We start from the raw sequence: 22,459 nt of genomic DNA on the forward strand, positions 1-22,459 counted from the left end.
TTAGACCTTCCTTTTGTGCAAGCGTACATCTTTCCAAGGATTCAAAAATTGGGTATAATGAAGGTCAGAATTAGTCAAGGGAGGGAATGAATTGAGCCATCACAACACTTCCGATTTGATTGAAGCATATTTGAAGAAAATTCTTGAAGACAGTGAAACCATTGAGATTCGTCGCGCAGAAATGGCAAATTTGTTCAACTGCGTGCCCTCACAAATAAATTACGTGATCAATACCCGCTTTACCGTTCAAAGAGGCTATGCGGTTGAAAGTAAACGCGGCGGGGGCGGCTATATTCGGATCGAGAAAGTCAAAATTACTGACAGCCACCACTATTTAAAAGAAATGAATCAACTATTCGATGAAACCATCTCGGAAAAAGATGCGTATGCAATAATCCAGAAACTTTATGAGGAAGGAATCCTGTCCAAGCGAGAAGGCAATTTATTGTTGACCGTCATCGCGAAAGCAGTTCTAGGACGTTCTCCTTATGAAAATAGAACACGAGCTGATTTGCTCCATGCAATTCTAGAACGATTAAGTTACGAAGACAGGAAGTGAAAGAGATGGATGAATTATTCACCCAACGCGCGAAAGCCGTTTTGGCTATCGCCCAAGAAGAAGCAAAATACTTTAAGCACCAAGCGGTAGGTTCTGAACATATTCTATTGGCACTGGTCATTGAACAAAACGGGATCGCTGGCAAAACGTTACGGGAAATGAATATCACAGAAAACGATATTCGTGAAGAAATCGAACATTTAACAGGGTACGGCACCGTTCGTCAATACCCAGAAAACGCCTATCTCGCGTATTCACCACGAGCAAAACATACATTTGCTTATGCAGGGGATGAAGCCAAGCGTTTAGGGGCACCACAGATCGGTACCGAACATCTATTATTAGGCTTATTAAGAGACGAAGACATTTTAGCTTCACGAATCATGCTGAATCTCGGCTTGAGTCTCGCGAAAATGCGTCAGCTTTTGAAGAAAAAAATGGGCTTCAATGAAAGCAAAACCAACGGAAGTGCTGGTCGTCGTCGTCCAGCCCAAGCCAAAGCGCAGCAAGGAACACCGACTTTGGATTCCTTAGCCCGTGATTTGACCAAATTAGCTCGTGAAAAACGGCTAGATCCTGTTGTCGGTCGTGCCAAAGAAGTCAAACGGCTGATCCAGATCCTTAGCCGTCGGACCAAAAACAACCCTGTTCTCGTTGGGGAACCTGGTGTTGGGAAAACCGCGATCGCCGAAGGCTTAGCCCAAAAAATCATCAATGGGGAAGTCCCAGAAGACATGCAAAACAAACGTTTGATGATGCTGGACATGGGGGCTTTAGTTGCTGGAACGAAATACCGTGGAGAATTTGAGGACCGAATGAAAAAAATCATCGATGAGATCTATCAAGATGGTCAAATCATCTTATTCATTGATGAATTGCATACACTGATTGGGGCCGGCGGAGCCGAAGGGGCGATTGATGCCTCGAATATTCTGAAACCAGCCTTAGCCCGTGGAGAATTGCAAACCATCGGTGCCACGACATTAGATGAGTATCAAAAATACATTGAAAAAGATTCTGCGTTAGAACGCCGTTTTGCCCGAGTGCAAGTCGACGAACCAACACCAGAAGAAGCGGAAGAAATTTTGCGGGGCTTGCGTCCTCGTTATGAAGAACATCATGGGGTGGAAATTTCTGATGATGCGTTACACGCCGCTGTGCAATTGTCCGTACGTTACATCAATTCGCGCCAATTACCAGATAAAGCCATCGATTTGATGGATGAATCAGCAGCCAAAGTGCGTCTAGACAAAACCGATGAAAGTTCGGAATTGGCAGATCTACAAAACGAGATCGCTAACTTGATCGAAGAAAAAGAAGCAGCCATTCGCCAGCAAGATTTTGAAGCAGCAGCTCGTCTGCGGATCAAGGAAAAGAAATTGACCCAACAATTGACGGAAGTGGCGTTTATGGAAGTCAAAGAAGCATCAGGCTATGCCGATAGTGTTACTGCAGAAGATGTTGCTACGGTCGTTTCTCAATGGACTGGTGTACCTTTGCAACAGATGGAGAAAAAAGAAAGCGAACGCTTGTTGGATCTTGAAAAGATCTTGCATCAACGGGTAGTTGGCCAAGAAGAAGCGGTCAAAGCAGTCGCTCGTTCGATCCGCCGCGCCCGCAGTGGGTTGAAAGACCCCAACCGCCCAATTGGTTCCTTCATGTTCTTAGGCCCGACCGGTGTCGGGAAAACCGAGCTTGCCAAAGCCTTAGCAGAAGCGATGTTTGGTAGTGAAGATGCCTTGGTTCGTGTCGATATGTCCGAATTTATGGAAAAATACAGCACGAGCCGTTTGATTGGTTCACCACCAGGCTATGTCGGCTATGACGAAGGTGGGCAATTGACGGAAAAAATCCGTTCAAAACCTTACTCCGTCATCTTATTGGACGAGGTGGAAAAAGCCCATCCCGATGTCTTCAATATCCTCTTGCAAGTGCTAGATGATGGACATTTGACGGATGCCAAAGGTCGGAAGGTCGATTTCCGCAACACGATTTTGATCATGACTTCTAATATCGGTGCCCAACAAATCCGCGAAGAAAAAAGCGTTGGATTCAATGTCACTGATTTAACGAAAGATCACCAAGCGATGCAAAAACGGATCTTAGAAGAGCTGAAAAAAGCCTTCCGTCCAGAATTCTTGAACCGTGTGGATGAAACAGTGGTCTTCCAATCCTTAGGTGAAGGGGAGATCCACGAAATCGTGAAGATTATGAGCAAAGCGATCATCAAACGGTTAAGCAACCAAGACATCCAATTGAAGATCACGCCATCTGCCATCGATGTGATCGGTAAAGCTGGTTTTGATCCAGAATATGGGGCACGGCCAATTCGTCGAGCATTGCAAAAAGAAGTCGAAGACCGTTTAAGTGAAGCGCTCCTATCAGGACAAATTCATTTAGGTGACAAAGTGACGATTGGTGCTTCCAAAGGATCGATCACCCTCAATGTCAAAGAGGGACAAGCACGGGTCTTGCAACAAGTGTAAGTCGAGCCAATAACGGCAGCGGCGTTTCTATGGTCGAGCAATCGGCATCCATAGAAACGTCGCTTTTTTGTCTTGCTATGTCTAGTAGTGATCAAGTGATCTCTATTAATTATGATTGATGATTCACAAAAAAATATCCTTCTAAATAGCTTTATGACAACGGTTGATTAACGGAAAAAGCGCTATTCGTGAAAAAAAGAGTAACGAGACCTCTTGGAAAGAATCCTGCTGTGTGATACTATGAATGAGTTGAAAAAAGGAGGAGTATTATGGTTGAGATTATCGCCACGGTGGAATCGATCGAGCAAGCACAGCAGCTCATCCCTTATGTTGATACATTGTTTTTTGGAGAAGAGACATTCGGGCTGCGCCTACCGGCCTCTTTTTCTCGTGAAGAGCAAATCAGACTGATCGACATGGCCCACGAAGCTGGAAAGAAAGTGACGATCGCAGTCAATGGCATCATGCATCCAGAAAAAATGAAGCGGATTCCAGAATACCTAGCATTTCTGAAGACCAATCAAGCCGATCAAATCGCTCTCGGAGATCCTGGGATCATTTACCGCATGAAGCAAAATCCAGAATGTGCCGTGCCATTTATTTATGCAGGGGAAACCTTAGTAACGAGCGCTCGTCAAATCAATTTTTGGGGACAAAAAGGAGCAAAGGCAGCCGTTTTAGCGCGAGAAGTTCCTTTCGAGGAAATAAAAATCATGGCACCACAACTAAATATTCCTGTGGAAGTATTGGTTTATGGTGCGACCTGCATTCACCAATCGAAGCGTCCGCTTTTACAAAATTATTATAACTATACCCAACAATCGGAAGAAAAGAACCACGACCGTGGGTTGTTTTTATCTGAACCGAAAAAAGAAGAAACTCACTATTCCATTTATGAAGATAGCCACGGCACGCACATTTTTGCCAATAACGACATCAATCTGATGCTGCAGCTGGGGGAATTAGCCGCAACAGGCTTTCAAACCTGGAAGCTGGACGGAATCTATACACGAGGGGCTGCCTTTGTGGCAATTGCTAAGCTGTTTGCCCAAGCCAAGAGCCTTGTGGAAAGTGGGAAGTGGCAAGCAGAGCAAGCAACTGTGCTCAGTGAACAAGTTGCCCAACTTCATCCAGCAGAACGTGGGTTGGACACTGGATTTTATGCCATCGATCCTGACGATATCAAGTAAGGAGCAAGAACAAATGACCGTTAAACAAGCATTGAAACGACCAGAAGTGTTAGCACCAGCTGGTACGTTAGAAAAATTAAAAACAGCGATCCACTATGGCGCTGACGCTGTCTATATCGGCGGCAATGCCTATGGTCTACGGAGTCGCGCGGGAAACTTTACCTATGAAGAAATGGCGGAAGGGGTGGCTTTTGCCAAAGCCCACAACGCAAAAGTCTATGTAGCAGCCAACATGGTGACCCACGAGGGCAATCAAGAAGGTGCAGGGGAATTCTTTCGGGAATTGCGAGATGTCGGTATTTCGGCAGTGATCGTTTCTGATCCCGCTTTGATCCAGATCTGCGCAACAGAAGCGCCAGGTCTACCGATCCATTTGTCCACCCAAGCCAGTGCCACAAACTATGAAACATTGGAATTTTGGCGGGAAGAAGGCCTAGAACGGGTCGTTCTCGCCCGAGAAGTGTCGATGGAGGAAGTCGCTGAGATCCGCAAAAATACTAGCGTGGAGATCGAAGCCTTTATTCATGGCGCCATGTGTATTTCTTATTCTGGCCGTTGTACTTTGTCCAATCATATGTCGATGCGAGACGCCAATCGCGGCGGCTGTTCGCAATCTTGCCGCTGGAAATATGATCTGTTTGACATGCCCTTTGCAACGGAACGAAACAGTTTGACTAAAAACGGGACAGTGGAAGAAGAGTTTTCCATGAGTGCTGTGGATATGTCGATGATCGAACATATCCCGGATTTGATTGAAAACGGCGTGGATAGTTTCAAAATCGAAGGCCGCATGAAATCGATCCACTATGTTTCAACCGTGGCGAACGTTTATAAAGCAGCCGTGGACAGTTACATGGCCGATCCAGAGAACTATGTCTGCAAACAAGAATGGATCGATGAACTGTGGAAAGTTGCGCAGCGAGAGCTTGCGTCAGGCTTTTACTACGATACCCCAAGTGAAAATGAGCAGTTGTTTGGTCCGCGTCGGAAAATTCCGCAATACAAATTTATTGGGGAAGTCATGGCGTATGATCCGGCAACAAAAACAGCTACGATTCGGCAACGGAACCACTTTTCCGTTGGCGATGAAATCGAATTTTACGGTCCCGGATTCCATCACTTTCACCAAACCGTCGAAGTCATGTATAATGAAGACGGTGAATCCATCGATCGTGCACCAAATCCTATGATGCTGTTGACGATGCCGGTCAAAGAACCGGTGGAAGTCGGAGACATGATTCGGAAGAAAAAATAAGGTCGAGAGTTTCTCTCGGCTTTTTTTGTTGAATCAATCCAGCCAAAAAGGATCGATGAGAACATAGACAATCTTAAGGAGGAAACAACAAATATGGAAACATACGACTACATAGTAATTGGTGGCGGCAGCGGCGGAATCGCCTCAGCCAATCGGGCAGGGATGCACGGCGCCAAAGTATTATTGATCGAAGGCAATGAATTAGGCGGCACCTGTGTCAATGTCGGTTGTGTACCGAAAAAAGTCATGTGGCAAGCTAGTGAGATGTTAGAAATGATCAAGCGGGACGCAACTAGCTACGGCATTTATCCACATGTGGATAAATTTAATTTTACTGAGCTTGTGGATAACCGTGAAAAATACATTGATTTTTTACACACAGCCTATCAAAAAGGCTTAGACAGTAACAATATAGAAGTTATCCACGGTTATGCACAGTTTGTGGATAACCACACGGTTACCGTCAATGGGGAAAACTACCATGCAGCAAACATTTTGATTGCCACCGGTGGAAAACCTAGCGCGATGAATATTCCCGGCGGTGAGTACGCCATTGACTCGAATGGTTTTTTTGCGTTGCGAGAAGCACCAAAGCGTATGGTCGTCTTAGGGGCAGGCTACATCGCAGCCGAAATCAGCGGTGTCAGCCAACAGCTGGGCAGCCAAGTGGCTTGGGCGTACCGCAAAGAGCGACCATTACGAACCTTTGACAAGATGCTTGCGGATAATCTCGTGGAGATGTATCAAGAATCAGGAATCGAAACTTATGCAGGCTACGTGGCCTCTCGTATCATTAAAGAAGGTGACGAGTATCTCGTTCACTTTGAAAATGGCGAAACCTTGACCGGCGATTGCGTCCTTTTTGCTGGTGGTCGCGTGCCGAATACGGATAAGTTAGGTCTGGAAAACACCGATGTCCAATTGGATGAAAAAGGGTTTATCATTGTGGACAAATATCAAAATACCACAGCTGACTCGATTTTTGCGGTGGGCGATGTCATCGGAAAATTGGATTTGACCCCGGTTGCGATCGCCGCCGGTCGACGCTTGTCTGAACGCTTGTTCAACGGTCAAAGCGATGCGTACTTGGATTATCACTTAGTGCCGACGGTCATCTTTACTCATCCACCGATTGCCACGATTGGTTTATCCGAAGAAGCAGCCTTGGCAAAATACGGCCAAGAGCAGATAAAGGTGTATCGCTCGCGCTTTACACCGATGTACTTTGCTTTAAATGAGTATCGCCAAAAATGTGAGATGAAATTGGTGTGCTTAGGAAAAGAAGAAAAAATCATCGGTCTGCACGGCATCGGGATCGGTGTCGATGAAATGCTGCAAGGCTTCGCTGTAGCCATCAAAATGGGTGCTACAAAAGCAGACTTTGATCAAACCGTTGCCATTCATCCGACGGGGTCAGAAGAATTTGTGACGATGCGTTAACTAGTAAATAGAAGAAAAAATGAGCAGGGAAAAACGAATGGATCGTTCTTCCCTGCTCATTTTTATGAAAGGAAGGGGCTGTATTGTTCAGCCGCTTATCTTGAAGCACCTAGGTTCTTTATTTTTCGACATCGTAAGCGATGTAGTGCGTGTTTAAAAGCTGTGCGACATGGATATTTTCTGAAGTACTGCCGCCTCCATGGGACCCGCAACCTAGAGTCAAGGAAGGATTTAAGTTCGTGGTGCCTCCAATGGCTCCTAAAGCTGCTTGGGTATTGACTAAGATTCGGGCAGAAGGGATCGCCAGCCCAAATTCACGAACAAAGGTATCGTCTTTGGTATGAACGACAGCGGTGTGTCCAGCACCTTGGATCTTTAGCAACTCTTGGCAAAAACGAATGCCTTCCTCGGCATCAGCCACGGTATAAAACGCGAGGATCGGCGAAAGTTTCTCCCGCGCATAGGGATTGTCTTTAGCGATGACCGTCTGTTCCGAAACGAGGATTTTCGTATCACTTGGGACCGATAGACCGCTCATTTCGGCAATTTTAACTGCTGGCTGACCGATGATCCGGGGATTCAGACCGCCCTCAGCCGTGGTGATAAAATCAGCCAGCCTTTCAGACTCTTCTTGATTCAAAAAGTAGCCGTGATTTGCTTTCAATTCAGAGATCACTGTATCTTTGATCGATTGCTCAACGACTAATGCCTGTTCAGAGGCGCAGATCGTCCCATAATCGAAGGTTTTGCTACGGATGATCTGATCAACGGCTTTCGCGATGTCTGCAGATTTTTCTAGCAGTGCAGGGGTATTACCAGGGCCGACACCGATTGCTGGATTGCCCGAAGAATATGCGATTCGAACCATCGCTTTACCACCAGTAGCCAAGATTAGATCGGTATCGGGATGTGCCATCAATTTTTGGGTATCCTCAATTGTCGGTTCTTCTAGTAATTGAACCAAATCGATCGGCAATCCGCATGCTTGCAGCACCTCTTTAAAGAGGGACACGGTCTCCTTGATTGCCTGCAGCGCTCGGGGGTGAGGGGACAAGATGATTGCATTTTTCGTTTTCAATGCCAAAAGTACTTTGAAAATCGTGGTGGATGTAGGATTGGTGGAGGGGATCAAAGCAACTAAGACCCCCAATGGCGCAACGATTTTTAGCATCTTTTTCTCAGGAATTTCTTCTACGATTCCAACCGTCGGCATATCTTTAATACTGTTATATAATATTTCACTGGCAAATAAATTTTTGATGTTTTTATCTTCTGCGTTTCCAAAGCCGGTTTCTTTCTGTGCCAATTTTGCTAAGTGCATCGAGTGGCTTGTCAGTTTCTCTGCAGCTTTTCCCACCACGTAATCAACCGTTTCTTGCAAGGCAGTACGATAAAGTTCTTGGGCGTCTGACGCTTGTTTCATTAAGGAATCAACCAGTGTTAAGGGACTGTGCATCTTTGTCTCTGTCATCATATCAATCATCCTCCTTGTTTTTTATACTTTAATTATATGTGAAAGTAAGCGTTTTCTTTAGGAGGGTTCTATGCTGTTTCAGGACAATTTTATCCAAGATTGTTATATTTTTAACATGTGTTTTTATTGTTCATAAAAAGCAATAAACTTAATGATAAATGATTAAATATGGTATAATTTGAAAAAGAGAACACGGAAAGGAGCTGCTTTCATGTGCTACATTTTAGTTTCCACCCCAGATGAAAAGGAACGAAATCAGATAAAGCAAGTGGTCAGAAAAGATTTTTTTAACGCCACGCTCTTGCAAGATGCTTGGACAATGGCTGAAACGGTAGCGATCGCTGGGAAATTACACGTTGATATCCTCATCTTGTCAATCTCTAATGAGGCCGAAGATCCTTTTTATTGGACAGCCGAAGTCATGAAAAAACAGCCGAACATCAAACTGATTTTGATTGATGAGACGAAGAACTTCGACAATCTTCATCGCTCACTGCGCTGCGGAGCCATCGATTACTTAGTGCGGCCTTTAAGCAAGCAAGAGCTTCAGCACAGTATCCACCGTAGTATTCTCTCGTTGAATCAAATTTCCCTATTGCACTATTCCACGTCAGCGATCACTGATAATATTGCTGAACAAGTCAATCAGATCATTGAATACATCCATCTCAACTATCAAGAGCCGATCACCTTAGATGTCCTTGCTGCTTTCAGCCACATGCATCGCAACTATATCAGCCGGATTTTTAAAGAAGCCACTGGGATGACTTTTACTAAATATTTGACGTTTTATCGAATAGAACAAAGCAAAAAGCTGCTGGTTACTACGGAGGATTCCATTGCTGCTATCGCTGAACAAGTGGGGTATGATGATGCGGGTTATTACGCCCGGATCTTCAAACGTGAAACCAGCTATACACCAAACCAATACCGCAAAACCTTTACCTCTTCCTATGTTGCTGCAGATTTAGTGTTTGCCCAAAGAGAAATGAGTTCATGAGGGATTCCCTTGCTCAACTAAAAAAGCATGATCGCTTTTGGCAGCGACCATGCTTTTTGGTGTTCGTTCATTAGATCAATTGCTTCGCCCTAGGATCTGAGCAGTGATCTGGTAAAGATACGTTTTGGTTTCATCTTTGGTCTCAGGTAATTTCTGGATCGCCTGCAAAGCTTTTTTCGTATAGTCGGCTGCGAGTTTCTTGGCTTCCTCGATCCCAGCACTTTCTTGGACGATCCGATAGACTTCGTGGGTGTCGGTGTCCGTCATGGCGTCTTGTTTTTCCAGCAATGGGAGCAGCTGTTGGCGGTCACTTTTCAATGCCATCAACAGCGGCAGGGAATAGACGCCTTGCCGAACATCTTCCAATACGGGTTTTCCTAAAGCAGCCGCATCTTGGCTGTAATCTAAGACGTCATCCATGATTTGAAAGGCAAGGCCAATGGCTTCGCCGATCTCACGGGCTTGATTGGCAAAGCGCAAGGATGTGCCGCTTTCGTAAGCTCCGATGAAGCAGCTTAAAGCAAACAACTCAGCGGTTTTGCCGCGAATGTTTTCTAAGTAATCCTCGACAGTGACGGACAAATCGTATCGTTTGCTCATTTGTCCTAATTCGCCGGCCAGGATTTTTTCCATACTACGGGAATTCATCTGCAAGCTTTTCATGGAGCTGGCATAATCCGCCATCAATTTAAAGCAGCAGACGAAGAGGTAATCACCAGCATAGACAGCGACATCGTTGCCAAATTCGGAACGAATGGTCGGCAGCTTGCGGCGGGTGTCCGCATGATCGACGATATCGTCATGGATCAACGAGGCAGTGTGGAGCATTTCGATCGAGGCCGCCAATGCGACGGCTTTTTCACGATCTTTGTCGCTGCCATAAGCAGAAAAGAGCAGCTGATACGCAGGACGCAGCAGTTTCCCACCTGAATGGATCATGGACAGGATCGCTTGTTCGACCTCTTTGTTTTTTAGTTTTAATGATTTTTCCATCAATTGCAAGGAGGCAGATAAGTCAGCTTGCAGTGCTGGATACTCTTGCCACATGGAATGAAGTTTCATAATTAACTCCTTTATTCTGAATCCGAGCGCCATTTGACTTTGGTCTGGCGTTCATAATCAATTTGAAAACGGCGCAGTGTTTCGACACGGCGCAGCAAGTAGTTGGCGGCGATTCCGATAGCGATCCCGGACAAGATCCCAAAGAAAGACAGGACCGGCAAGTAGAGCATCACGCTCCAAGATTGAGCGATCCATGAGGCAGTGATCAACTGTCCGACGTTGTGTAAGAACCCGCCGGCTGCACTAATGCCGATGATACTGACACGCTTAGGCCCCAACTGTTTCACCAAAGACATCCCAAAGTAGCTCAGTAAGGAACCGCTCATACTATATAAGAAGGTCGAAACCGTTCCTCCTAGTAACGTCGTTAAGATCAGTCTTAGCCAAATTAAGAGAAAGCTGTCTTTTTTTGGCATGGTGAACAAAGCAATAATGGTAATTAAATTTGCCAAACCTAGTTTCGCACCAGGCGCAAAGGCAAATGGATAAGGGATCATATTTTCAACTAAACCAATCACGACCCCTTGGGCGACCAGCAGTGAGATGAAAATTATTCGTTGTAATCGACTCATAAGCAAACGATCAATAGATTAGATCGTCGGTCTCACTCCCATCTGCGGCTTGGATTTCGATCACCAATTTATGAGGCAGACAGACGATGGTTTCCCCATTTTTACTGGCCCAGCCACGGCGGACACAAATCTGGTCGCCGCAATCGGCTTCCTTGATTCGGATCCGATCCCCTTCGATCTCCAGTAAATTGGTATCGCCATCTTCATCTTCATAAAGATAGGTGTACGTTTTTTGACCTTCAACTAAGTCAAAACGCTTGATTTCTGTCCCATCGACCCGCAAGACGGCTTCTTTGTCCGCTGTTTGCGTCTGGCCAAAAATAAAAATCGGTAAAAAAGAGCTGAGGATCAAAACAAGTATGATGACGCCATCCCATGGTTTTAAATGGGCATCGCGGATAAATTCTTTTAATTTCATCAAAAAAGACTCCTGTTCTTTCATGTGATGTGTCTCATTCTAGCATAAGAAGACAAGATTCTACTAGCTGAATCCTCAATAATCCACCGATTTCTGTGCAAGGACGATCAAGAAAAAGTTCTGTACTTGGAAAGAGACCAAGACACTGATTGAAAATCAGAATGTCTTAGTCTCATGAAGTCGTACAGGTATTCTATTTTGCTGGCTTATTTATTGCCGTATAAGGAGCGAGGGGTACCGTACCACCATTTTCCAAGGGTACGTTGCAACCATGGGATTACCCAACGGTCTAAACCGACTGCGCGTCCTGAACCGTTCATCAAGGCAAATGCAACTGGAATGAACCAGATGTTTACCCAGTAGAACATACCAGACATACAGAAAGTCAACACTAAAACGATAGTCGTTGCGTTCACTAACCAAGTGAAAAGACCAGCCATCAATGCAAGAGCTAAAGCAATTTCAAAGAAGACCATGAATTTTTGGAAGAACATGGCAACGTCGTTGTTTGGCATGATAAATTGCATAACTTTTGTGAACCAGTCAGGTGATTTTTCAATCACGATCATTGGTTGCTCACCGTAGGCATAGCTCAAACCGAAGTGTGCGGCTTGTGTCGCTGCATCGGCTGCTTCACCGGCACCACTAGCGGCACTTGCTGCATCGGCTGCTTCACTAGCACCACTTGCTGCATCAGCGACTGTTTGGTATTCCCAAGTCCAAGGGAATACGCTGTTGCCTTGGAACCAAGAACCTTCACCGAACCAAGTACCAGGTTTGAAGACTTCCCCATTCGTACCCAAAATTTTCTTGAAGGCTTCAACGAACCAGACAAGACCATAGAAAATACGAAGCGGAACACTCCACAAGACGTTTCCGTAACGAGACGTATGACCACGAGCGACTGTCCGGTCATCTTTGATGTGGAAGATTTCATGCATCAAGTATTGGAACATGTAGTAACCAGAACGAATATCAAAGAAGTATTTCAAGTTAACGATATGTTTCATAATGATCGCTAAGAAACCGCTCAGGTGAATCTTATTGAATAAGTTCGCCACGCCCCATTTGGCACCGATGGAAACCATAAATCCTTGGTAGTTTCCTTTGAATTTATGTTTTTCGCCGCCTTTGATGGCTGAAACGATATTCGTTGCTGCAGTGTGCCCAGTTTGTTCAGCTGCTTGCACGATTTGTGGTGTTGGTGTGTTCGGGAATTCTTCGAAGTAAACCAAGTCACCAATAATATAGATGTTTTTGTCTTCGTAGCCTTTTGCTTCCATGTACTCATTGGCAACTAGACGGAACCCACGCGCGGTTTCTAAACCGAAATCAGCAGCATCGCTAGTTCCTTTGACGCCGGCAGTCCAGATTAATGTGTGGGTTGGGATCGTTGAACCATCTTTTAGTTTGATGTGGTCAGGTGCCACTTCAACGATAGGTGCATTCAAGACAAGATCAACATTGTTTTTCTTCAAGTAACGTTCTGCTTTGGCTGCATCGTTACGATCAAGCATGTTTAAGATCGTTGGCATTGCTTCAACGACTTTCAAGCTGATTTCACTTGGGTCCAATTTATAATCGGAAGCTAAACGATCTTTCCAATCGATCAGTTCACCGATCATTTCGATCCCAGTAAATCCAGAACCACAAACGACAAACGTCAACATTGCTTTACGTAATGCTGCATCTGGTTCGATCGCTGCTTTTGCGACAGTTTTTTCAATGTGTTCGCGAATGCGGACAGCATCGTCAAATGACCATAGAGTAAAGCCATTTTCTTTGACACCAGGTGTACCGAAGTCATTCGGTTCGCCACCCATCCCTAAGATCAAGTAGTCAAATGAATAGCTGCCTAATTTTGTTTGGACGGTTTTATTTTCTTTATCGATCCCAGTTACTGTATCGGTTACTAAACGAACATTTTTCTTGCGTGAGAACAAGCGCTGCAAGTCATATTGAATTGCGGTAGGTTCTACACGTCCTCCAGCGACTTCATGCAGTTCAGTCATCATCGTATGATAAGAGTGACGGTCGATCAATGTTATCTCAACATCATTGTCTTTTTTCAATTTCTTTGCCATGTACTTCGTAGCAGAAACGCCTGCATAACCGGCACCGACAACGACAATGTTTTTCTTTGCCATTGCAAATCTCTCCTTAATAAAAATAATCTATGATAATAATTACACAATCGTTCCTATTATATAGACAAATGGTTCATTTGTCTAACGATTCTGATGAAAAAAACGCATATTTCCTGAAATTCGTGAAAACTTGCGAAAATCAAAAAATAAGTCATTTTTTATTGAAAAAGCGGAAAGGAAGCGGTTGACATCTCGTAAATTTACTTTACAATGTTAGATGTATCACAAACTTTTTTGTGGGGAAAATAAACAAGTAAAAGGTGGATAATTATGAAAGCAAAGAAATTGATTGTAGGTATGGCGGTATTTTCATTCGCAGCATTATTGTTAGGGGGATGCGGAGCAGACGACAACAATACAGGTTCTTCGTCAACTAGTGAAAGTACATCACAAACTTCTGCAAGCGATTCTGCAACTACAGAAAGCTCAGAAGCAACCGTCGTTGCAGGCGAGCCAATGCAAGATGGTACGTATCGTTTAGAAGAAAAGAACTATAAAAACGACTACCGTGTCACATTTGAGATCACAGTCAAAGACGGCAAAATCGTTGAATCAAAATATGACAACGTCAATGCGGATGGCGAATCAAAAACAGAAAACACTGAATACAATGAAACAATGAAAGAAAAAGCAGGCATCAGCCCAGAAGAATTTATTCCTAAATTCAATGAAGAGTTAGTTGCCGCACAAAGCCCTTCTTCAATCGAAGTAGTTTCTGGCGCGACTCATTCCTTTGATTCCTTCCAAAACTATGCACAACAATTGATTCAAGCGGCGCAAGCAGGCAACACGGAAACCATTGAAATCGACAATGGTGCCGACTTGAAAGACGGAACCTATACATTAGAAGAAAAGAACTACTCAAACGGTTACCGCGTAGTCTTCTCAATGACTGTAGCTGACGGCAAAATCTCTGAATCAAACTACGACTACCTAAACGAAGCAGGCGAGTCGAAAAAAGATGATGCATCATACAACGAAAACATGGAAGCAAAATCTGGTACAAGTCCAGAAGAGTTCATTCCAAACTTCAATGAAGCCTTTGTTTCTGCTGTCAATGCCGAAGACGGCTCTGTGGCAGACATGGATGTTGTTTCAGGGGCAACCCACAGCTTCCACAGCTTTGTTATCTATGCACAACAATTGTTGAATGCCGCTGAAAAAGGCGACCAAACAACAATCGAAGTGGATAACTTCGTTACTGAATAATCACAACTTCTTTCCATGAAGAGGACAGCATTCGTTTTGAGTGCTGTCCTTTTTTCATGGGCAACAAGGTCACAAAAGCAAGTTCGTGCAAAAGGAAGCAATCTGGAGGGAAGGTTTTTTAAAAAAGAACTGTTTTTTACAAAGAAGAAAAGGTTCGATTAAGGATTCCTAAAATACGTTGAGGAATCACGGAATGCCCCTTTTCATTCTGCCAAAAAAAGGCTATTATATGAAGGTTGAAGACAATAGAAAAGAGGAAAATCATGAAAAAGAAAGTAACGTTTTTTCTGATGTTTGTTTTTTTAGGCACAATGTTGGCAGCCTGCGGCAGTGATCAGGAAGCAACGACGCTGCGCGAAGAACCATATTTTCAAGAAGAATTTTTATTAGGTACGTATACTCGGATTCGCATTTATGATGAAGGCAAAGAGGACGCTATGAAGCCTGCCTTTGACCGCATCAGAGAGTTAGGCGATAAAATCACCATCAACCAAGCAGGGTCAGAGATCGATGAAATCAATGCGCAAGCTGGCATCAAGCCAGTGAAGGTCTCAGATGATATCTATTATTTGTTGAAAGAAGCCTATGATTATAGTGTGAAATCAGAAGGCGGCTTTAATATGGCCATCGGTGCGATCACCCAATTATGGCGAATCGGCTTTGATGATGCCCGCAAGCCAGAGCAATCTGAGATCGATGAAGCGTTGAAACATATCAATTATGAACAAGTCGAGTTTAACGACGAAGACCACACGGTGTATTTAAAAGACAAGGACATGATCCTTGACCTTGGGGCGATCGCCAAAGGCTACATCACGGATGAAGTCGTCAAAGTGCTGAAGGACAATGGCGTGACTTCCGCGATCGTCGATTTGGGCGGGAATGTCTATGTGTTAGGTCATAGCAACCGCGGTGCAGATGAGCCATGGAATGTCGGAATCCAAGATCCAAACAAATCTCGCGGCTCGATTATCGGCAGTATCAAAGAAACCAATAAAACAGTAGTTACTTCAGGGATCTACGAACGCTACTTAGAAGTAGACGGCAAAACATATCACCATATTTTTGATTCTGAGACTGGCTATCCTTACGATAGCGATGTAGCAAGTGTGACTGTGATCACTGACAAATCCATCGATGGTGACGGGTTGACTACGGTGGCGTTTGATAAAGGAGTCAAAGAAGGCTTGGCTTATATCGAACAGCATACCGAAAAGGGAACCGATGCGATCTTTATCACAAAAGAAGATAAAGTGTACGTAACAGACGGCATCAAAGATACCTTTGAGCTTTCAGAGGAATCAGGCTACACGATGGGTGATCGTGCTGATTTAGAATAGGAGGAGTGAAAGATGTCTCTTTCAGTGTTTTTAGAAGTGGTGGAGATCCGCACCAAGGTGGCGAGTGTCTTCCCCTTCATTATGGGTGTGTTGTTCTCGTTGGTGTATTTTCATGAATTTCATCCGTTGAATACTGTAATTTTTTTTCTGGGGATGCTGCTGTTTGATTTGACGACGACGTCCATCAACAATTATATGGATTTTAAAAAAGCCAAATCAGAGACCTACAAATACCAGCACAATGTGATCGGGCGCGAAAACATCTCAGAAGCTACTGTTCGCAATCTGATTTTTGCGATGCTGGCAGGAACCTTACTGATCGGTCTTTACTTGACCTTTGTTACCGGCTGGCTGCTGCTAGTGATGGGGCTGGTGGTTTGTTTTATCGGGGTCTTTTATACCTTTGGCCCCATTCCGTTATCGCGGATGCCTTTAGGCGAGGTATTCAGCGGTGTAACGATGGGATTAGGGATTTTTGCCATCACGATCTATATCAATACCATTGATCAAAAAGTGTTTTATCTGGCACTGGATTTTGCGAACGGAACCTTTGGCTTAGTGGGGAATCTCTGGGCTGTGTGTGCCATCGTGTTGGCATCCTTGCCATTGATTTTCACGATTGCTGACATCATGTTAGCCAATAACTTACGGGATCTGGAAGCCGACATCGAAAACCATCGCTACACGCTGGTGTACTACATCGGTCGCGAAGCAGGTATCCGTCTGTTTCAAGGCATGATGTTGGCGTCTTATGCCGCTATTTTATTGGGCCTCTTGTTTGGACTCTTTCAATGGCCGATATTGCTCGTGTTTCTGACACTGCCAAAAATCCGCCAAAACTTGAAAGAACATCAAGCCAGCCTGCCGCACCCACGTAGCTTCGGCTATTCGATTAAAAACATGATTTTATTCAACAGCAGCTATGCCTTGGGCTTGCTTTTGTGCCTGCTGTGGCAATTGCTGTAAAAGAAAAGATCGACCCGCTCTTGAAAGAGCAGGTCGATCTTTTTTTTGTGGGGAATGAAATAGCGCATAAAAACTGTAGAAAAGACATGATAAAAGAACAAGCATCCTACTTAGTATGAAAAGATGAGGCTCGCTTTCTCAGCGATCCTGATTGCAACAGTAAAGTTGTGGTGACAGTAGCTAATCCCGATAGAAAGGGGAGCTGCCTAGGTTGTTCTTTTGTATGACCCCTCGGAATAAGCAGGTCTGTTTATGGAGCATTTATGCTTGACTGATTCCTTACGAAAGCAGCGAATCAGCAAGCGGATTTGCGACTTTTTGCAGCATCAATACCGTTCCAAACTGATTTCTCCAGAAGAAAGCACCTTGCGCTCCGTTGCTGTTTCCACCACTAATTCACCGGTGTTAGTAATGTCTTTGGCGATTCCTTCATAGGTCACACCTTGTTGTGTAAACTGAACGGTGCGGCCCAAAACGAAGGATTTCTGCCGATAGCGGGCCATATAATCCATGTCAGGCAGCTTTGCCAATAATTGGAAGAACCGACGCCAAATTTCTTGGATCAAGGTTGCCCGAGAAAAGGTTGGATACTCTTCACCAGGAAAGAGTGAGGTCGCTTTTTCCCGAATCTCTGCTGGAAACTGCTGTTGCGGAATCGAAAAACTGATGCCGATACCGATCACAACCGAGGTAATGCGGCCTGTTTCAAAGTCACTGGTTGCTTCAGACAAAATACCGCAGATTTTTTTTCCATCTAAGTACAGATCGTTGACCCACTTAATGGCCGTTTCCTTCATTAGAAGGGCATCGATGGCTTCTGCGACTGCCACCGCAGCCAAAACGGTATATTGCGGCAATTCTTGAAACGCTTGGTTGGGTTTTAAGAGCAAGCTCATGTAGATCCCTTGTTTTTTCGGTGAGAAAAACGGTCGTTCGAAGCGGCCATGACCGCCTGTTTGCGTTTCGGTCAAAAAAAGGGCGGGGGTCGCCAGTCCACTGTCCAAAGCGGCGATCTTGGCTTCTTTCATGGTGGACTCAACAGCATCCTTGATTTGAATCGTGGGGATCATCGGCAAGGCGGCTGCAAGTGCTGCTTGATCGTAGCGGTCAGCGGAGACAAAGCGATAGCCGTTGGCCAAGTGTTCGAAATGATAGCCTTCTTTCTCAAGTTCTTTAATGGCTTTCCAGACTGCTGTACGAGAGATCGACAAGGCTTGGGCTAGTTTTTCTCCGGACAGTACAGTATCTTCTTTTTGTAATAAGGTCAGTATTTTTTCTTTTGTCGTCATAAGGATATCCTTCCTAATGTTTCACGTGTAACGTTTTCGTTAGCATAGCAAGAAATCGGCAAAAAGCAAAGTAGTTTCTTACGAAAAACAGTCCTCACCAGCCTTGTTTTTTTTCTTTAGAAAATCTTAGGAAATGGGTGCGTCAGAAAAGCATTGTAACTTCCAATGAAAGCTTGACAGAAAAGTACTTCATCTGTATAATAAGGAGTTGCAAAAACTATCTGAACGAAAAAAGCAGAAACGAAATATTGTCCGTTTCGGCTTAGGAATAAGGAAACAAAAGTAGAAAATGCCCAATGCATCCGTTCTATTTTTGGTTTTTTTTTGCCTAAAAGCCGCAAAAAATGCTTTCTGTAACCTATATTTAATATTTGTTACAGTTTTGTAAATAATCGGATAGCCTTTTTGAAAGACTTTATGAAGAGGTGAAGAGCTTGGCTGGACACGTAGTAAAATACGGAAAGCATCGCGAACGTAGAAGTTTCGCACGGATCAGTGAAGTATTAGAATTACCGAATTTGATTGAAATTCAAACCGACTCTTACCAATGGTTCCTAGATGAGGGCCTAAGAGAAATGTTTGAAGATATTTTGCCAATCGAAGGATTCAACGGTAACTTGTCCCTAGAATTTGTGGATTATGAATTGAAAGAACCAAAGTATACAGTAGAAGAAGCCCGTGCCCATGATGCAAACTATTCGGCACCATTACATGTTACTTTGCGTTTGACGAACCGTGAAACTGGGGAAATCAAATCCCAAGAAGTATTCTTTGGTGATTTCCCATTAATGACTGAACAAGGAACCTTTATCATCAACGGGGCAGAACGGGTTATCGTTTCTCAGTTGGTCCGCTCTCCAGGTGTATATTTCCATGGCAAAGTCGATAAAAACGGCAAAGAAGGCTTTGGTTCAACTGTTATCCCTAACCGCGGTGCGTGGTTAGAAATGGAAACTGATGCCAAAGATATCTCTTACGTACGGATTGACCGTACCCGTAAAATTCCTTTGACGGTCTTAGTCCGTGCCCTAGGGTTTGGTTCTGATGACACGATCTTTGAAATTTTCGGCGACAGTGAATCATTGCGCAACACGATCGAAAAAGACTTGCATAAAAACGCAAGCGATTCTCGTACCGAAGAAGGATTGAAAGATGTTTACGAACGTCTTCGTCCAGGCGAGCCAAAAACAGCAGACAGCTCACGTAGCTTGCTGAACGCACGTTTCTTCGATCCAAAACGTTACGACTTAGCAAATGTTGGTCGTTACAAAGTAAACAAAAAATTAGACTTGAAAACACGTCTATTGAACTTGACCTTAGCAGAAACCTTGGTTGACCCTGAAACAGGCGAGATCATTGTTGAAAAAGGCACGGTTTTGACTCACCAAGTCATGGAAACACTAGGCGCATTTATCGATAATGGCCTAAACAGTGTAACGTACTATCCATCAGAAGATGGGGTCGTTACCGAACCAATGACCGTCCAAGTCATCAAAGTCTTTTCACCAAAAGATCCAGAACAAGAAGTCAACGTGATCGGTAATGGCTATCCAGATACTGCTACACGTACGGTTCGTCCAGCAGACATCATTGCTTCAATGAGCTACTTCTTCAACTTGATGGAAGGCATCGGCAATGTCGATGACATCGACCACTTAGGAAACCGTCGGATTCGTTCTGTTGGTGAATTATTGCAAAACCAATTCCGGATCGGGCTTGCTCGGATGGAGCGTGTCGTGCGTGAACGGATGTCGATCCAAGACACCGAAACCTTGACACCGCAACAATTGATCAACATTCGTCCGGTTGTCGCAAGTATCAAAGAATTCTTTGGTTCTTCTCAGTTGTCACAGTTCATGGACCAAACAAACCCACTGGGTGAGTTGACCCATAAACGTCGTCTATCTGCCTTAGGACCTGGTGGTTTGACCCGTGACCGTGCCGGCTATGAAGTCCGAGACGTTCACTATTCCCACTATGGCCGTATGTGTCCGATCGAAACGCCTGAGGGACCAAACATCGGGTTGATCAACAGCTTGGCCTCTTATGCCAAAGTCAACAAGTATGGCTTCATTGAAACACCATACCGTCGAGTTGACCGCGAAACAGGCCGTGTTACTGACAAGATCGATTACTTGACTGCCGATACCGAAGACCACTACGTTGTGGCCCAAGCAAACAGCTTGTTAAATGAAGACGGCTCTTTCGTAAACGACGTTGTTATGGCGCGTGCTACTTCTGAAAACTTGGAAGTTTCGATCGATAAAGTCGACTACATGGACGTATCACCAAAACAAGTAGTCGCAGTCGCAACCGCATGTATTCCTTTCTTGGAAAACGATGACTCCAACCGTGCCTTGATGGGTGCCAACATGCAGCGGCAAGCTGTACCATTGATCAATCCGAAAGCACCTTGGGTTGGTACTGGTATGGAATACAAATCAGCACATGACTCAGGAGCTGCTTTGTTATGTAAACATGATGGGATCGTAGAATACGTGGATGCAGCCGAAGTGCGCGTTCGTCGTGACAATGGCGCATTGGACGTTTATTCTGTTACCAAATTCCGTCGTTCAAACTCAGGAACCAGCTACAACCAACGTCCATTAGTAGCACTTGGTGAAAAAGTCGAAAAAGGCGACATCTTAGCAGATGGCCCATCTATGGAACAAGGCGAAATGGCACTAGGACAAAACGTCTTAGTCGCATTCATGACTTGGGAAGGGTACAACTATGAAGATGCCATCATCATGAGCCGTCGTTTGGTGAAAGATGATGTTTACACTTCTGTCCATATTGAAGAATATGAATCAGAAGCCCGCGACACAAAATTAGGACCTGAAGAAATCACTCGCGAAATCCCGAACGTTGGGGAAGACGCATTGAAAGACCTAGACGAAATGGGGATTATCCGTATTGGTGCGGAAGTCAAAGATGGCGATCTGCTTGTTGGGAAAGTCACGCCAAAAGGGGTAACGGAACTTTCAGCAGAAGAGCGTTTATTGCACGCAATCTTTGGTGAAAAAGCCCGCGAAGTGCGTGACACTTCTCTACGTGTGCCTCACGGCGGCGGCGGAATCGTCCACGATGTCAAAATCTTTACCCGCGAAGCTGGCGATGAATTGTCACCAGGTGTGAACATGCTGGTTCGCGTTTATATCGTTCAAAAACGGAAAATCCATGAAGGGGATAAAATGGCCGGACGTCACGGAAACAAAGGGGTCGTTTCTCGCATTATGCCAGAAGAAGACATGCCTTTCTTACCAGATGGCACACCAGTCGATATCATGCTGAACCCATTAGGGGTACCTTCTCGGATGAACATTGGACAAGTATTAGAGTTACACTTAGGAATGGCTGCGCGTCAACTAGGCATTCACGTGGCAACACCAGTCTTTGATGGTGCCAGCGATGAAGATGTTTGGGCAACCGTTGCTGAAGCAGGAATGGCCAGCGATGCCAAAACAGTGCTTTACGACGGACGTACCGGCGAACCATTTGATGGCCGCATCTCCGTTGGTGTCATGTACATGATCAAATTGGCCCACATGGTCGATGATAAATTGCATGCCCGTTCCATTGGACCTTACTCATTGGTTACTCAACAACCATTGGGAGGAAAAGCCCAATTTGGTGGACAACGTTTCGGAGAGATGGAAGTTTGGGCACTGGAAGCATACGGTGCTGCTTACACCTTGCAAGAAATCTTGACCTACAAATCAGATGACGTGGTTGGTCGTGTGAAAACATACGAAGCGATCGTCAAAGGGGAACCAATTCCAAAACCAGGTGTACCAGAATCATTCCGCGTATTAGTAAAAGAATTGCAATCACTGGGTCTAGACATGCGTGTCCTAGATATCGATGATGCAGAGATCGAACTACGTGATATGGATGATGACGATGATGATTTGATCACCGTTGATGCCTTAACAAAATTTGCGGAGCAACAAACAGCCCGTGAATTAGAACAAAAAGCACAAACAGAAGCTAAAAATGCCGCCGACGCGTTGAACCAACAAATCGAGACAGCAGAAGATCGCTTGCAATAA

The 22,459-nt window shown here is 44.7% G+C and carries 16 protein-coding genes; 10 read left to right on the top strand and 6 right to left on the bottom strand.

Annotated elements, in window-relative coordinates; translation table 11 throughout:
• Positions 1-91 precede the first annotated feature (91 nt).
• The 5 genes from ACI3E5_RS12785 to gor all read left to right on the top strand — a co-directional run bounded on the left by ACI3E5_RS12785 (position 92) and on the right by gor (position 6,930).
• The gene (locus ACI3E5_RS12785; protein ID WP_005230319.1) at positions 92-559 is read left to right on the top strand and encodes a CtsR family transcriptional regulator; all 468 of its coding nucleotides are present in this window, start codon (positions 92-94) and stop codon (positions 557-559) included.
• Between the two features lie 5 nt (positions 560-564).
• Entirely contained in the window at positions 565-3,045 is a 2,481-nt protein-coding gene (locus tag ACI3E5_RS12790; RefSeq protein WP_010748867.1) for an ATP-dependent Clp protease ATP-binding subunit, read from the top strand.
• 269 nt (positions 3,046-3,314) lie between these two features.
• Positions 3,315-4,235 carry a peptidase U32 family protein gene (locus ACI3E5_RS12795; RefSeq protein ID WP_252704836.1) on the top strand — a complete coding sequence of 307 codons (921 nt, stop codon included), beginning with the start codon at positions 3,315-3,317 and terminating at the stop codon, positions 4,233-4,235.
• 13 nt (positions 4,236-4,248) lie between these two features.
• Positions 4,249-5,490, top strand: a complete 1,242-nt coding sequence (locus ACI3E5_RS12800) for a peptidase U32 family protein (protein WP_008381725.1) — start codon at positions 4,249-4,251, stop codon at positions 5,488-5,490.
• Between the two features lie 93 nt (positions 5,491-5,583).
• Complete coding sequence (gene gor / locus ACI3E5_RS12805) at positions 5,584-6,930, top strand: glutathione-disulfide reductase (protein WP_156236935.1); 1,347 nt, start codon at positions 5,584-5,586, stop codon at positions 6,928-6,930.
• A 118-nt stretch (positions 6,931-7,048) separates the two neighbouring features.
• On the opposite strand, the gene ACI3E5_RS12810 is transcribed toward gor, so the two are convergent.
• Positions 7,049-8,401, bottom strand: a complete 1,353-nt coding sequence (locus ACI3E5_RS12810) for an aldehyde dehydrogenase family protein (RefSeq protein WP_498855874.1) — start codon at positions 8,399-8,401, stop codon at positions 7,049-7,051.
• Positions 8,402-8,615: 214 nt separating this feature from the next.
• On the opposite strand from ACI3E5_RS12810, the gene ACI3E5_RS12815 reads away from it, so the two are divergent.
• On the top strand, positions 8,616-9,404 hold the full coding sequence (locus tag ACI3E5_RS12815; protein ID WP_368264287.1) for a helix-turn-helix domain-containing protein: 789 nt from the start codon (positions 8,616-8,618) through the stop codon (positions 9,402-9,404).
• Positions 9,405-9,479: 75 nt separating this feature from the next.
• Here the strand turns inward: ACI3E5_RS12815 and ACI3E5_RS12820 are convergent, their stop codons facing one another.
• From ACI3E5_RS12820 to ACI3E5_RS12835, 4 genes are all read right to left on the bottom strand, one after another.
• Positions 9,480-10,466: a polyprenyl synthetase family protein gene (locus tag ACI3E5_RS12820; protein WP_164890366.1), complete on the bottom strand. Its 987-nt coding sequence runs from the start codon at positions 10,464-10,466 to the stop codon at positions 9,480-9,482.
• An 11-nt stretch (positions 10,467-10,477) separates the two neighbouring features.
• Positions 10,478-11,038: a Gx transporter family protein gene (locus ACI3E5_RS12825; RefSeq protein ID WP_005232987.1), complete on the bottom strand. Its 561-nt coding sequence runs from the start codon at positions 11,036-11,038 to the stop codon at positions 10,478-10,480.
• A 10-nt stretch (positions 11,039-11,048) separates the two neighbouring features.
• Entirely contained in the window at positions 11,049-11,456 is a 408-nt protein-coding gene (locus ACI3E5_RS12830) for a NusG domain II-containing protein (RefSeq protein WP_010748871.1), read from the bottom strand.
• 206 nt (positions 11,457-11,662) lie between these two features.
• A complete protein-coding gene (locus tag ACI3E5_RS12835; protein ID WP_005230327.1) occupies positions 11,663-13,603 on the bottom strand; it encodes an NAD(P)/FAD-dependent oxidoreductase in 1,941 nt (646 codons plus the stop codon).
• A gap of 270 nt (positions 13,604-13,873) precedes the next feature.
• On the opposite strand from ACI3E5_RS12835, the gene pplA reads away from it, so the two are divergent.
• From pplA to menA, 3 genes are all read left to right on the top strand, one after another.
• On the top strand, positions 13,874-14,812 hold the full coding sequence (gene pplA / locus ACI3E5_RS12840; RefSeq protein WP_016608361.1) for an extracellular electron transfer flavoprotein PplA: 939 nt from the start codon (positions 13,874-13,876) through the stop codon (positions 14,810-14,812).
• A gap of 263 nt (positions 14,813-15,075) precedes the next feature.
• Complete coding sequence (locus tag ACI3E5_RS12845; RefSeq protein WP_005230331.1) at positions 15,076-16,152, top strand: FAD:protein FMN transferase; 1,077 nt, start codon at positions 15,076-15,078, stop codon at positions 16,150-16,152.
• Positions 16,153-16,164: 12 nt separating this feature from the next.
• Positions 16,165-17,118: a 1,4-dihydroxy-2-naphthoate polyprenyltransferase gene (gene menA, locus ACI3E5_RS12850; protein ID WP_015510612.1), complete on the top strand. Its 954-nt coding sequence runs from the start codon at positions 16,165-16,167 to the stop codon at positions 17,116-17,118.
• Positions 17,119-17,444: 326 nt separating this feature from the next.
• Here the strand turns inward: menA and ACI3E5_RS12855 are convergent, their stop codons facing one another.
• Positions 17,445-18,407 (bottom strand): biotin--[acetyl-CoA-carboxylase] ligase, encoded by a 963-nt coding sequence (locus ACI3E5_RS12855; protein ID WP_142974312.1) that lies wholly within the window; start codon positions 18,405-18,407, stop codon positions 17,445-17,447.
• A 434-nt stretch (positions 18,408-18,841) separates the two neighbouring features.
• On the opposite strand from ACI3E5_RS12855, the gene rpoB reads away from it, so the two are divergent.
• Positions 18,842-22,459 carry a DNA-directed RNA polymerase subunit beta gene (gene rpoB / locus ACI3E5_RS12860; RefSeq protein ID WP_008381746.1) on the top strand — a complete coding sequence of 1,206 codons (3,618 nt, stop codon included), beginning with the start codon at positions 18,842-18,844 and terminating at the stop codon, positions 22,457-22,459.

The organism is Candidatus Enterococcus avicola (assembly GCF_047470845.1).
Lineage (GTDB): Bacteria > Bacillota > Bacilli > Lactobacillales > Enterococcaceae > Enterococcus_D > Enterococcus_D casseliflavus.

What these genes read in the sequence shown, in the direction of transcription:
- ACI3E5_RS12790 (WP_010748867.1), top strand. Translation starts at nt 565, where the DNA reads ATGGATGAATTATTCACCCAACGCGCGAAAGCCGTTTTGGCTATCGCC.
- ACI3E5_RS12795 (WP_252704836.1), top strand. Translation starts at nt 3,315, where the DNA reads ATGGTTGAGATTATCGCCACGGTGGAATCGATCGAGCAAGCACAGCAG.
- ACI3E5_RS12800 (WP_008381725.1), top strand. Translation starts at nt 4,249, where the DNA reads ATGACCGTTAAACAAGCATTGAAACGACCAGAAGTGTTAGCACCAGCT.
- gor (WP_156236935.1), top strand. Translation starts at nt 5,584, where the DNA reads ATGGAAACATACGACTACATAGTAATTGGTGGCGGCAGCGGCGGAATC.
- ACI3E5_RS12810 (WP_498855874.1), bottom strand. Translation starts at nt 8,401, where the DNA reads ATGACAGAGACAAAGATGCACAGTCCCTTAACACTGGTTGATTCCTTA.
- ACI3E5_RS12815 (WP_368264287.1), top strand. Translation starts at nt 8,616, where the DNA reads ATGTGCTACATTTTAGTTTCCACCCCAGATGAAAAGGAACGAAATCAG.
- ACI3E5_RS12820 (WP_164890366.1), bottom strand. Translation starts at nt 10,466, where the DNA reads ATGAAACTTCATTCCATGTGGCAAGAGTATCCAGCACTGCAAGCTGAC.
- ACI3E5_RS12825 (WP_005232987.1), bottom strand. Translation starts at nt 11,038, where the DNA reads ATGAGTCGATTACAACGAATAATTTTCATCTCACTGCTGGTCGCCCAA.
- ACI3E5_RS12830 (WP_010748871.1), bottom strand. Translation starts at nt 11,456, where the DNA reads ATGAAATTAAAAGAATTTATCCGCGATGCCCATTTAAAACCATGGGAT.
- ACI3E5_RS12835 (WP_005230327.1), bottom strand. Translation starts at nt 13,603, where the DNA reads ATGGCAAAGAAAAACATTGTCGTTGTCGGTGCCGGTTATGCAGGCGTT.
- pplA (WP_016608361.1), top strand. Translation starts at nt 13,874, where the DNA reads ATGAAAGCAAAGAAATTGATTGTAGGTATGGCGGTATTTTCATTCGCA.
- ACI3E5_RS12845 (WP_005230331.1), top strand. Translation starts at nt 15,076, where the DNA reads ATGAAAAAGAAAGTAACGTTTTTTCTGATGTTTGTTTTTTTAGGCACA.
- menA (WP_015510612.1), top strand. Translation starts at nt 16,165, where the DNA reads ATGTCTCTTTCAGTGTTTTTAGAAGTGGTGGAGATCCGCACCAAGGTG.
- ACI3E5_RS12855 (WP_142974312.1), bottom strand. Translation starts at nt 18,407, where the DNA reads ATGACGACAAAAGAAAAAATACTGACCTTATTACAAAAAGAAGATACT.